The following is a 13702-nucleotide window of genomic DNA, read 5'->3' as shown; positions in this document are numbered from 1 at the left end:
GAGGATTATGATCTATCTGCAAGATCGTTCAAGTTTTCTTAAACGATCGGCATTGGAACTAACTATTCGGCTTTTTCATTAATGTAAAAGTTAGCTATTAACCATTTTATTAAGCTTTAAGCATATCCAACGCTACCGCTTCTGCAATTTTTATACCCCATCGAATATAGTTGCGAGATAAAATCAGCAGCGGCTTAGCGAATTAAAGCTCTTTTAACATATCCACAGCGACTGCTTCAGCAATTTTAATACCGTCGATACCTGCTGACAAAATACCACCGGCATAACCTGCACCTTCACCACCCGGATATAAACCTTTAACATTAATACTCTGATAATCTGGACCACGTTTAATTTGTACAGGTGATGAAGTACGCGTTTCAACGCCGGTAAGCACCGCATCTGCTTTAGCAAAGCCACGAATTTTTTTATCAAATGCAGGTAAGGCTTCACGAATGGCATCAATGGCAAAATCAGGCAGGCTGGTACTTAAATCTGTCATTTTTACATTTGGTTTGTACGATGGTTCAATCGGTCCAAATGGTTTCGCGTCTTTACCGGCTAAGAAATCACCAACTCGCTGTGCTGGTGCATCATAGTTACTGCCCCCAAGAATATAGGCATTACGCTCCAGTTTGCGCTGCAGTGCGATACCTTGCAGTGGATCATTATCAAAGTCACTTGGCGAAACCCCAACAACAATCGCACTGTTGGCATTACGTTCACTACGGGAATACTGGCTCATACCGTTAGTTACAACCGCTTCGGTTTCCGAAGTCGCAGCAACAACAACACCACCTGGACACATACAGAAACTATAAACGCTGCGGCCATTTTTACAGTGATGCACCAGCTTGTAATCAGCCGCACCTAAAATAGGGTGTCCTGCATTGATACCAAAACGGCATTTATCAATCATCTCTTGTTTATGCTCAATACGGAAACCGACAGAGAAAGACTGCGCTTCTAAGTGCACACCTTTATCATGTAACATCGCAATAGTATCGCGCGCACTATGACCAATTGCTAAGGTTATATGCTTTGAGTTAATCACCTCACCACCGTTTAAGGTAACACCTGTGACTTGCCTATTTTCACCTTGACCTTCGATATTGATCTCTTCAACACGTGTTTGAAAACGAATTTCACCGCCAAGTTCGATGATTTTTCTACGCATACGTTCAACCATAGTAACCAGTTTAAAAGTACCAATATGCGGTTTATTGACATAGATAATTTCAGCGGGCGCGCCAGCTGCAACAAACTCTTGTTTTACTTTCAAGCCAAGAAAGTTGGGATCTTTTACCTGGCTATATAATTTACCATCTGAGAATGTACCTGCACCGCCCTCACCAAACTGCACATTTGATTCAGTATTTAACTCTCCCTTACGCCAAAAACGGAAAGTATCTTTTGAACGTTCATGCACTGATTTCCCGCGTTCTAAAAGAATTGGTTTAAAACCCATCTGCGCTAAAATCAGGGCAGTGAATAGACCACAAGGCCCCATACCGATTACGATTGGACGTTCAGTTAAATCTGCAGGTGCTTGTGCGACATATTTATATGTCGTATCTGGTGAAACACGCACATTTTGATCTTTTTCAAAACGGCTTAATATCGCGCTTTCATCTACATCTTTAAGCGTGATATCAAGCGTATATATCAGCGTAATCACATTACGTTTACGCGCATCATAACCTCGTTTAAACACATGAATATCCACCAACTGCTCAGCTGCAATCGACAGTTTATTTAAGACAAATCTCTGCAGTGCATCGTCACTATGATCGAGTGGAAGTTTAACTTGGTTTAAACGTATCATTGGTTCACCTGAAAAATATAAGGGCAAAAGAGTAGCGCGTAGTTTACGTGATCTATATCTAAATTGAAATTATAAGGGAATGCACTTTGGAGATAAATTCCGCACATAAAAAAACCAGCTTATAGCTGGTTTTTTAAAGCAAACATAGAAATAATCTATTATCTTTTTGCGAACATCTTCATAACAAAAAGAACAAAGCTAAATGCTACAAAAGAAGCAATTAACGAAACAGTTATTGAAGCTGTATAACCTAACACGATAAAGCCGACTGCAGAAATCGCAGCAACAGATAATGCATAAGGTAATTGTGTCGCTACATGGTCGATATGTTTACAACGAGCACCGGTTGATGAAAGTATAGTGGTATCGGAAATAGGTGAACAATGGTCACCAAATACAGAACCAGCTAATACCGCACTTAACATCGGCAACATCAGACTAATTTCTGTCGCAGCAGCCATATCACCAGCAATCGGTAACATAATGCCAAATGTGCCCCATGATGTACCTGTAGCAAAGGCCATTGCACCAGATAATACAAATAAAATTACTGGTAACCAGTGTAAGCCAATATTACCCTGCACTAATGAAGAGAGGTAAGCACCCGTTTTCATATCACCAATCACACTACCAATTGACCAGGCAAAAAATAGAATAATAATTGCGCCAAACATTGATTTAGCGCCAATCCATAACGCTTTAGAAATCAGAGAAAAGGCAAGTTTTTGCTTTATTACAATCACAAATGAAAACAGTAATCCCACTAAGCCGCCATAACATAACGATTTACCAACATCTGTATTTTCAAATGCGCCAAGTACCGAGAAGGGCAATGAACTTGCGCTTAACGCTTGGTTACCTGTATATAACATGAAAAACAGCGTTGCTATAATCAAAGTGACAATAGGGAAAATCAGATCTGAGACTTTACCCTTTTCGCTTTCATCGATACCGAATTCATCATGCAGATTCACGGCTTCATTATCATTGTCTTTTATTGAGCCATTTTTTTCAGCGCCAATTTCATGCTCTTTCATCAAACCAATATCGAGCTTAAACCAGATCACTGCAAATACCATTAACAGGGTAAAGATGGCATAAAAGTTCATTGGAATTAAACGCATATAAGCACCTAACGGCGAATAATCTGCAATACCATGGCTAAGCAAAATACCGCCAATGATGGTCATGATATACGCCCCCCAACTCGAGACAGGCATCAATATACACATAGGTGCAGCTGTCGAATCAAGGATATAAGCAAGCTTTGCACGTGACACATTAAACCGATCAGTTACCGGACGTGAAATAGAACCCACAGCCAAGCTATTAAAGTAATCATCAATAAAGATAAATACCCCTAAAAAAGCAGCTAATAATGATGCACCACGTTTATCTTTAATATGATCTAGTGCCCAATTAGCAAAAGCACGCGTTCCCCCCGAAAGGGTTAATAACGCGGTCATCATTCCTAATAATAATAAGAATGCAACAATACTCATATTCCAGCTATTAATACCACCATCTTCAATCACTACACCTTTGACGGTATTAAAGATATAGACGGCACCATTAACAAAAGAGAAATCTACTAACAGCAATGTGCCTAAAACGATACCAACACCTAACGAGATCAATACTCGACGGGTGATAATCGCTAAACCCAATGCAACAATTGCTGGCAAAATCGACAGCGGAGACGCTGCAAAATCGATTAATGTCATTTTATTTTTTACCTTTTTTTCTTTGTCTATTTAACGAAAAACCCCCAGCTCTTTAAAAGAGAGGGGGTTTATTTTTAACAAATTGTAATGTTAACTATTAGTTAGCTAACATTAATGAGTCATCAAGAGCTTCTAAGTTTGAAGAACCCATTAAGTATGCATCAATTGCACGTGAAGCTTCACGACCTTCGTTGATACAACGAACGATCAATGATTGACCGGTACGCATATCGCCGGCAGCAAATACACCTTTCTGACTTGTCTGGAAGTCAGTTGTTTGTACGTTACCACGCTCATCTAAAGCAATTTCAAGCTGTGCTAATACACCTGTTGGCTCTGGGTGTAAGAAACCCATCGCTAAGAATGCTTTAGTACAAGGAATTGAACGAACAGAACCTTCAACCTCTTTGAAACTAGGTCGTTGACCAGGAACTGCTTTTTCCCACTCGATATCAGCAAGAACTAACTCTTTAACATTACCGTCGGCATCACCAATAAATTCTTTGGTTAAGATTGACCAGTGACGATCCACACCCTCTTCATGCGAAGTGGTTGTTTTTAAGATCATTGGGTATGAAGGCCAAGGCATGTTCACCGTGCGTTTTTCTGGTGGAATCGGCATGATTTCCACTTGCGTTACGCTTGCGGCACCATGACGGTTTGATGTACCCACACAGTCAGAACCAGTATCACCACCACCGATAACCACAACGTGATCATCTTTAGCATGAATCTCTTCTGTTTTTAGATCCATGTTATTAGCACGACGGTTATTTTGCCCTAGGAATTCCATTGCAAAATGCACGCCTTTAAGATCTCGACCAGGAATTGGTAAATCACGCGGAACTGTTGAACCACCCGTTAGAAGCACGACATCAAACTGTTTACGTAACTCTTTTGCATCAAAATCAACACCGATGTGAGCATTCACAACCATCTTGATACCAGCAGCTTCCATAACAGCAACTTTACGATCGATAACATCCATGCCTAGTTTAAAGTCTGGGATACCAAAACGTACTAAACCACCCACTTTCTCATCACGCTCATAAACAGTTACTGTGTGACCAGCACTGTTTAGCTGCTCTGCTGCCGCTAAACCAGCAGGACCTGAGCCTACGATTGCGACTGTTTTAGCAGTTCGAGCTGTAGGAATCTTAGGCTTAACATAACCGTTAGCGTAAGCTTTTTCTACAATGGTTTTTTCAATATTACAAATCGTAATTGGATCTTGATTAATACCAAGAACACATGAACTCTCACAAGGAGCTGGACATACACGGCCAGTAAACTCCGGGAAATTATTGGTAGAGCTTAAGATTTCCCAAGCTTCCAACCAACTTTCACGATATACCGCATCATTGAATTCAGGAATGATATTACCAATCGGACAACCGTTATGACAGAAAGGAACACCACAATCCATACAACGCGAAGCCTGGTCACTAATTTTGTTAGCAAACTCTTCGTTTTGTACGAATTCTTTATTATTTTTAAGACGATCGGTTACCGGCAATTTACCCGGTAGTTCACGCCCTAATTCTAAAAATCCAGTTGGCTTACCCATTATGCTTCTCCTTTCGCTCGAGCAGCTAATACCGCTTTGTAATCACGTGGCATAACTTTCACCACTTGACCTAGACTTGTCTCTAAATCAGCTAGGAATGCTTTAGCAACGTCAGAGTCAGTTAACTGATCATGTTTAGTTACTTTTGCTAATAGAATATCTTTATCTTCTTGCTCCAGAGGATCCAGGTCAACAAGCTCCATATTACATTTGCTTGCAAAGCTGCCATCTTGGTCCCAAACATACGCAACACCGCCACTCATACCAGCTGCAAAGTTACGGCCTGTAGAGCCTAAGATAATTGTGATACCACCAGTCATATATTCACAACCGTGATCACCAATACCTTCAACAACCACTTCTGCACCCGAGTTACGTACACAGAAACGTTCGCCAGCCATACCGCCGATGTAAGACTCACCAGAGGTTGCACCGTAGAAACATACGTTACCTACAATGATATTGTCTTTAGCAACAATATCTGATTTTTTGTATGGGTAAACAACAATTTGACCACCGGATAAACCTTTACCCCAGTAATCGTTTGCGTCACCTTCAACAGTAAACTCAACACCTTTTGCAAGGAAACAACCGAATGATTGTCCAGCGCTACCGTTAAATTTAACTTGCATAGGTTGTGGCAGACCTTGATTGTTATACACTTTCGAAATTTCATTAGAAAGCATGGTGCCACAGCTACGGTCGGTATTAAGAATATCAAACTCACCAGAAACTGCTTCACCATTTTCCAGCGCAGGCTTAGCCAGTTCAATCAGTTTTCTATCTAATACAGCTTCAAGATTATGGTTTTGACCGGTTTGGTTAAATAGACCATCTTCAGCTTTAGGTGCTTGTTTGAATAATACCGTGCTTAAATCTAAGTTTTTGTATTTCCAATGTTTGATATCTTCACGCACTTTCAGGCTTTGTGCCTGACCAACCATATCTGTGATTGTTGCGTAACCAAGTTCAGCCATACGCTCACGCATACCTTGAACCAAGTACTGGAAGAAAGTCACAACATCTTCAACGCGTCCGTCAAAACGTTCACGTAATGTTTTGTTTTGTGTCGCGATACCAACAGGACAGGTATTTAAATGACACTTACGCATCATAATACAACCTTCAACAACTAGTGCAGCTGTTGCTACGCCCCACTCTTCAGCACCTAATAATGCGGCAACGGTTAAGTCACGAGGTGTTTTCATCTGACCATCAGCCTGAACAACGATACGGTTACGTAAGCCGTTTTTCAGAAGCGTCTGATGCGTTTCAGCCAGACCAAGTTCCCAAGGTAAACCTGCATGACGAATTGAAGAAACAGGTGATGCACCTGTACCGCCATCAAAACCGGCGATAAGTACAACATCCGCTTTTGCTTTACAAACACCTGTGGCGATTGTACCAACACCCGCTTCAGATACTAACTTAACGTTAACACGACCTTTACGGTTAGCGTTTTTCAGATCGTAGATTAGCTGTGCTAAATCTTCGATTGAGTAGATATCGTGATGCGGTGGCGGTGAAATTAGACCTACGCCAGGAGTCGAGTGACGTGTACGGCCAATCCAGTCATCAACTTTATGACCTGGTAATTGACCACCTTCACCCGGTTTTGCGCCTTGTGCCATTTTAATCTGAATTTCAGCAGAGTTAGTCAGGTAATATGAAGTTACACCGAAACGACCTGAAGCAACCTGTTTGATTGCAGAGCGTTCCCAGTCACCGTTTTCTTTTGGTAAGAAACGAGCAGGATCTTCACCACCTTCACCAGAGTTAGATTTCGCACCGATGCGGTTCATCGCGATAGCTAACGTCGAATGCGCTTCATGTGAGATAGAGCCAAAGCTCATCGCACCGGTTGCAAAACGTTTTAAGATATTATCCGCAGGTTCTACATCTTCAATTGAGATTGGGCCATTCGGATTAGCAACAAAGTCAAACTGACTGCGTAACGTTGCCGCGTCATCACCTTGTGCATCAACGGCCGCACAGTACTCTTTGAACTGTTCGTAATTTTTATTACGAGTAGACTCTTGCAGTAATGAAATCGTTGTCGGGTTAAACAGATGTTTTTCACCACGTTGTTTCCATTGGTAAACACCACCAACATCTAAACGTGTTACCGGTACTTCACGCAACGGGTAAGCAAAACGATGACGCACTAGCGTTTCAGTGGCGATATCATCAATGGTTAAACCTTGAATACGTGTTACTGTGCCTTTGAAGTAGTTATCAACAACAGACTTACTAATACCTAGCGCTTCAAAAATTTGCGCACCTTGGTAAGACTGAATGGTTGAAATACCCATTTTCGAGAATATTTTTAATAGACCCGCATCGATTGCTGCTTTATATGAAGCAAAAACATCATCAACCGATTTTTCAGCTGGCAGACGTTTTTTAGCTTGTAAATCAACAATCATCTCTTCAATTAAGTAAGGGTTGATAGCAGATGCGCCGTAACCGATTACCGTTGCGAAATGATGCGTTTCACGAACATCACCCGTCTCGATCACTAAATCACAAAGTGCGCGAAGGCCTTTTTTGATTAGGTAATGGTGAACAGCACCTGTGATTAACATTGCAGGAATTGCTGCATGGTCAGAGGTTGCATTACGGTCAGAAAGAATAATAATCGAGTAACCATCGTTAATTGCATCTTCTGCATAACGACAAATACGTTTAATCGATTTTTCTAACTGCCCCGGGGTACCATCCGCTTTAAACATAGTGTCTAATGTTTTAGCCTGCAGATGTTTATGATCAAGTGCATTGATTTTCTCAAGTTCAGCATTACTTAATACTGGCGACTCAAGTTCTACTTTATGACAGTGCTCTGGTGTTTCACTTAATAGATTTTGATCTTTACCTAAGTAGGTTTTAAGTGACATAACCATACGCTCACGAATCGGATCGATTGGCGGGTTCGTTACTTGAGCAAATAGCTGTTTGAAGTAGTTAGACAGATGCTGAGACTGGTGCGAAAGTACTGCAAGCGGCCAATCGGCCCCCATAGCACCAAGCGGCTCTTTTCCGTCTTTGAACATCGGAAGTACAATTTCATTTACTTCTTCTGAACTCACACCGAATGCTTGTAGGCGGCGTAATAGATGGCCATCGTTTGGTTGCAGATTACGCTCTAAAGCAGCAGGTTGATCTTCCAATTTCACTAGGTTATCTGATAACCAAGTTTCATATGGCTGTTGTGCAGCGATACCGTTTTTCACTTCATCATCAGAGATAATGCGACCTTGTTCAAGATCGGCAACGAAGATACGACCCGGTTGCAGTCGACCTCGGAATTTAATATTTTCCGGTTCGATTTCAACAACACCACTTTCTGATGCCATAATTAGGAAATTATCTTTTGTTACACAGTAACGAGAAGGACGCAGACCGTTACGATCCAGTGTCGCACCAACTTGTACACCATCAGTGAAACATACAGAAGCTGGGCCATCCCATGGTTCCATAATGTTCGCGTGATATTGGTAGAATGCACGGCGTGTTGGATCCATATTCTTGTTTTCTTGCCAAGCTTCAGGAATCATCATCATTAATGCATGTGGCAGACTACGGCCAGAAAGAACAAGAAGTTCTAATGCCATATCAAAACTTGCCGAATCAGACATACCATCAGTACAGATAGGCATTAACATATCTAACTCTTCACGAGTAAAGAATTCAGCTTCAAGCAGCGCTTCACGTGCTTTCATCCAGTTAATGTTACCGCGAACTGTATTGATTTCACCGTTATGTGCGATGTAACGGAAAGGTTGTGCTAAACGCCAGCGTGGGAATGTATTGGTAGAGAAACGCGAATGCACAAGAGCAAGCGCTGTAACCATTGCCGGGTTTTGTAAATCAAGGAAGTATTGAGGTACTTGTTCAGTAGTTAACTGACCTTTATATACGATTGTTTTGTACGAGAAGGTATTGATATAGAAGTTATCTTCTATACCAGCAACAGACTGTAAACAGATACGCACAGAGTAGTTACGTAAAATGAATAATTTACGTTCTAATACAGCAGGATCCATATCAGCACCGCCAGTTACGAACATATGTTCAAACTGTGGTTCACTGCTAAGCGGATCGGCACCAAGCATTGAATTATCGGTAGGAAGAACACGGTAACCAATAACTTCAAGACCTAAGCGCTCAACGTTACGCTCTAAAATATCACGACATTCTTTACGTTGGTTTGCATCTTTAGGGAATAGGACTGTGCCTACGCCGTATTGATCAAACTTAGGTAAGGTAATTCCTTCTTTAAGTGCTTCCGTTACTAAAAACTCATGCGGTTTTTGCAACAAAATACCAGCACCATCACCACTACATGGATCGCAACCTTGACCACCACGGTGTTCCATACGCGCAAGCATATCTAATGCTTGAGTCACAATTTTATGTGACTTGCTATTTTTTAAATGTGCTACGAAGCCGATACCGCAGGCATCATGCTCCATCTCTGGCACATAAAGGCCTTGAGCGTTTTGCTCTATATTAGTCATAAACATGTCCTTCAAGATAAAACAGTAAAGTAATCTTTACTCTTTCCGTTCTAATGTTTTCAAAATGCTATACACGACCTGTTTATCTGCAGAAGCAAAAAAACAAGCAATTAGATTTTACTTTTTAGTAAAGGAAACTACTTTTTAAAGCAAAATACACTTAATTAGAAAACTTCCTTAATAAGAAATAACGCGCATAGTATCCCTAGTAAGCACAGGGCTCATACACCACTTCTTTTCAATCAACCCATATAACAGGCGTAATTTTGGGCATATACTACCGTTTCAAACGCATAAAATCCAATTTTCTTGTTTTTCTCGTTCAGTGACTATTGTTAACGGCTTGTAACACATTGACAGCAAGCTTCCCATTTACTTTAACATTACATTTGTGCTTAAAAACCAATCATTTCTTGATGTAATAGTGAATAATTGGTCGCTAAACAGATAGTAATTTGATGATAAACAAGAGTGGACAGTTCGCAGGTTGCTAATAAATAATAGTGAACGGGTAGGAAGGGAGTAGATATTAAGTGAATATTAATTCACTTAATATCTGTTTTTATTCTTTTCTGGAGATTGAAATTCAATAAACAGATAACCTAATCGGGATGCTGAACACAAATCTCTGCGAATATTTCAAAGTTATCAATAAACAAAGAAGTTAAATGCGGATCAAAATGGTTACCTGAACTGTTAATTATTTCTTGCCTAGCGTCTTCTAATGGCCATGCCTCTTTATAACAGCGCTTGTTGCATAATGCATCAAACACATCTGCAATAGCGGTAATTCTGCCCTCTAAACTGATCTCATGCTGCTTTTTACCATTGGGATAACCGGAACCATCCCATTTTTCATGATGGTCAAGCACTAAGTTAGACGCCATTTTTATAATAGAATTGTCCTGCCCCTGTAAAATATCCCAGCCTTTAATAACATGCAGTTGTATTTGTTCCCATTCATCTGCATCTAATTTACCCTCTTTTTTCAAAATATGATCTGGTACCCCAACTTTGCCTATATCATGCAATTGCGCAGCCAAACGAATCCGTTCACAATAAAAATTATTTTCACCACTGAGTTTGGCTAACTGCATCGCAAACAAACCAACCCGCACAACATGTTCTCCAGTCTCTTTAGAATGCGATTCCATTGTTCCGCCCATTAAAGTAATCGCTAATTCTTGCGTTTCTTCAAAAGCGTTAGCCAACAGGAGATTTTCGTAACTTAATAAAACATTACGCAAAAAGAGATCGATCATGTTCTCTTCAGAGCGAGCTAAAGTTCGCTCTGTTTCAAAAGCGAAAATAGTATCGTAACCACGATCTGAATGGTGAAAATAGACATAATAGTTATCATTATGAAAGTTAGTTTTAATTTCCATAGCATATTCAAAAAGTTTACGCTCATGGTCCGGTAATTCCTTTATTTCGCTGTGAACTAACACACGGACACTATCTGCATTGGCCGAAAACATATTTAACTTGTCTTCCATTTTCGAAATTGCAAACGCCTCGGTTGAGTCAATTAGCACCTTACTCGTTGAAAGATTTAGCACTAATTTTATTTGTGCAAAGACCGCTGAGGCAAAACTGAGTAAATCGCTAATTTGGCTAATACCTGCAATTGAATCAATTACCTGCTCTAGAATTTCACGATGTTTTTGTAATTGACAAATATCACGATAGGCTCGTAAAGAGGTATAAAAAGCAGACTCCAAATCTAGTTTGCGCAGTTCTGTTTTATTTCTGTAGCCGTCAATATCAAAGTTACGAATGACACTATGCTCTGGTGCTATACCCGGTTGTCCAGTGCGTAAAATAATGCGACTAAAACGGTTTTTTAATTCCTGGCGAATAAACTTAGCTAAATCCAATCCCGCATTTTCCGTTTCCATCACCACATCTAATAAAATTAACGCAAATTTATCCTTTTTTTGTAAAATGTCTCGCGCTTCCCGAGCGGAATGCGCACTAAAAAAACGCATACGTTTGCCTTCAAATAAAAAGTTTTTCATGGTTAACTTCGTGACGGCATGTACATCCTCTTCATCATCAATAATTAACACATTGCAGTATTCAACATTTTCGACTGCTGCAGTCTCTGTATCTGTCTCTGTAATATCTTCTGCTAACCAATCCATATATTATCCTCTTTCACCGCTAGCTTCGCTCTCTATCCGCATTGGAAACTGCAGTAAAAATGTCGAACCTTTACCAATGCTTGATTGGCAACTAATAGTACCGAGCAGTTGATGAACCACTAGGTTATAAACAATATTCATCCCCAAACCACTTCCCCCAGAACCACGTTTAGTGGTAAAAAAGGGCTCAAATATTTTGTCACAAACATATTTTTCCATACCTTTACCATCATCCGAAACTTTGAGCAGCACGTTACTGTTATCAAACTCAATAGAAAACAGTATCTGTCCACTTTCCTGTCCATTATCAAAGGCATGAATAAATGCATTCATCACTAAGTTGGTAACAATTTGCGCAAGTGCACCTGGGTACGTTTGTACTTCTATCTCATTTTCAGGTGCCTCGATATTCACTTGAATCTGTGTTTTTTTAAGCTTATGGTGCAAACTAAGTAATATCTCTTGTAGATATTGACTAACCTTAAATGAACGCACCTCTTCACAGCCCTGATCCACAGCAACCTGTTTAAAGCTGCGAATGAGATTAGCTGCCCGCGCTAAATTTGACAATAAGAGCTGGCAGTTTTCATTTGATTCACTACAGTAACGCTCTAAATCAGAACGCTTTAATTGCCCGCTTTCCACATTGTTAAGTAAATCCGTAGTTTCATCTTGTAAATGAGACGCTAATGTAACGCTCACCCCTAGTGGCGTATTAACCTCATGAGCCACACCACTGACCAAATTGCCTAACGAGGCCATTTTTTCCGCTTCAACAAGCTGATTTCGGGTTAACTCCATTTCCGAGATAACTGCTTTTAACTGCTCTCGTTTTTCAAATAGCTCAAAAGTACGATTTGCGACCTCTTTTCTTAATGCTTTAACAAACTGCTCTTTGCTATACATGCGAGTATACAAACTGTATACAAGTAAAATAACTAATAAAACAAACGATAAAATAGCTAAATTAGTTGTCCAGTAATGCTGTAACTGCATCGACTGAACACGCTGCGCACTGCGCGACTCCTGCAATGCAAAAAACTCATTAATTAATGACATAATCTTTGATTTTTCGAGGAAATAGTCGTTGCTATATAGAAGCGACAAAGCTAAACGACGCTGCTGCGACTGTTGATAATTAACACTATTTTCGATCCCCTCTTTCACTATAGCGAAAGCCTTAAACTCCAGAGAAGTTAACTGATTGGATCGCTTCTGCGCCCTCTCTAGCATCTCAAATTCTTGTTTAGTAAAATCCAATTCAAACATCAATTGCTTAAATGCTTTTTTCTCTCCATCAGCCACCGACGTTTTACCACTTTCAGGCATTAATAGATCCCAGTAAATTCGGTGATAATGCATTGGCCGAGACTTAGTGCCATTTCTGATTGCTAAAATATCATTATAAAACTGTAAATATTTTTCGTTGCCTGTCACCACATAGCTGCGAGCCATCAAAGTAAGTTGATCTGAACTTAAACGTAACTGGTCCGCCAATAAATATGACTGATAACGGTTTTCATTGGTTTCCTGTACCCCATGCGCTGTGCTGTAAGAAAAAAATGAAAAAATTAGCGCGGCAATACCACAAATAAAGGTCAATAAGGTAACGGGGGAAAATAAACGAGTGTTATTAGAATGTGCTTTTTGCAACTTTGAATTTGCATCCATTATGTTCCGCCTATAAACATATGATTACCTAAAAATAATACAGATAGTCAACTTACAGAGTTGCCTATTTCCAAGTGGCTGGCTATAAGCTTAACCAAAAATAGAGTTATTGCAGGGCTAAATTCACACTTTTTAATTAATTATCAATCATTTTTAATGTGGCTTTTATAAATTTATATTGGTATATACCCATGATACCTCAAGGTGCTTTATCAGGACTCAGCTCGGAGACCAGAATAAGGCACAGCATGAGG

General features: G+C 40.1%; 6 protein-coding genes. All 6 read right to left on the bottom strand.

What is annotated here, in order from left to right; genetic code table 11:
• Positions 1-202: 202 nt before the first annotated feature.
• Positions 203-1825 carry an NAD(P)/FAD-dependent oxidoreductase gene (locus AC4GME_RS12430; protein WP_490377938.1) on the bottom strand — a complete coding sequence of 541 codons (1623 nt, stop codon included), beginning with the start codon at positions 1823-1825 and terminating at the stop codon, positions 203-205.
• 158 nt (positions 1826-1983) lie between these two features.
• Positions 1984-3549, bottom strand: coding sequence for a Na+/H+ antiporter NhaC family protein (locus AC4GME_RS12425; RefSeq protein ID WP_490377939.1), 1566 nt, complete (start codon positions 3547-3549; stop codon positions 1984-1986).
• A 97-nt stretch (positions 3550-3646) separates the two neighbouring features.
• Complete coding sequence (locus tag AC4GME_RS12420; RefSeq protein ID WP_490377940.1) at positions 3647-5116, bottom strand: glutamate synthase subunit beta; 1470 nt, start codon at positions 5114-5116, stop codon at positions 3647-3649.
• Positions 5116-9633: a glutamate synthase large subunit gene (gltB, locus tag AC4GME_RS12415; protein WP_490379477.1), complete on the bottom strand. Its 4518-nt coding sequence runs from the start codon at positions 9631-9633 to the stop codon at positions 5116-5118. Before gltB ends, AC4GME_RS12420 begins: the two co-directional genes overlap by 1 nt.
• Positions 9634-10235: 602 nt before the next feature.
• Positions 10236-11777 carry an HD domain-containing phosphohydrolase gene (locus tag AC4GME_RS12410; protein ID WP_490379476.1) on the bottom strand — a complete coding sequence of 514 codons (1542 nt, stop codon included), beginning with the start codon at positions 11775-11777 and terminating at the stop codon, positions 10236-10238.
• Positions 11778-11780: 3 nt separating this feature from the next.
• Positions 11781-13448, bottom strand: a complete 1668-nt coding sequence (locus AC4GME_RS12405; RefSeq protein ID WP_490377606.1) for a sensor histidine kinase — start codon at positions 13446-13448, stop codon at positions 11781-11783.
• Positions 13449-13702: the final 254 nt, after the last annotated feature.

It is taken from the genome of Psychromonas sp., assembly GCF_983033635.1.
This window is presented reverse-complemented; position numbering and strand designations above follow the sequence as displayed.

What these genes read in the sequence shown, in the direction of transcription:
- AC4GME_RS12405 (WP_490377606.1), bottom strand. Translation starts at nt 13,448, where the DNA reads ATGGATGCAAATTCAAAGTTGCAAAAAGCACATTCTAATAACACTCGT.
- AC4GME_RS12410 (WP_490379476.1), bottom strand. Translation starts at nt 11,777, where the DNA reads ATGGATTGGTTAGCAGAAGATATTACAGAGACAGATACAGAGACTGCA.
- AC4GME_RS12420 (WP_490377940.1), bottom strand. Translation starts at nt 5,116, where the DNA reads ATGGGTAAGCCAACTGGATTTTTAGAATTAGGGCGTGAACTACCGGGT.
- AC4GME_RS12430 (WP_490377938.1), bottom strand. Translation starts at nt 1,825, where the DNA reads ATGATACGTTTAAACCAAGTTAAACTTCCACTCGATCATAGTGACGAT.
- AC4GME_RS12425 (WP_490377939.1), bottom strand. Translation starts at nt 3,549, where the DNA reads ATGACATTAATCGATTTTGCAGCGTCTCCGCTGTCGATTTTGCCAGCA.
- gltB (WP_490379477.1), bottom strand. Translation starts at nt 9,633, where the DNA reads ATGACTAATATAGAGCAAAACGCTCAAGGCCTTTATGTGCCAGAGATG.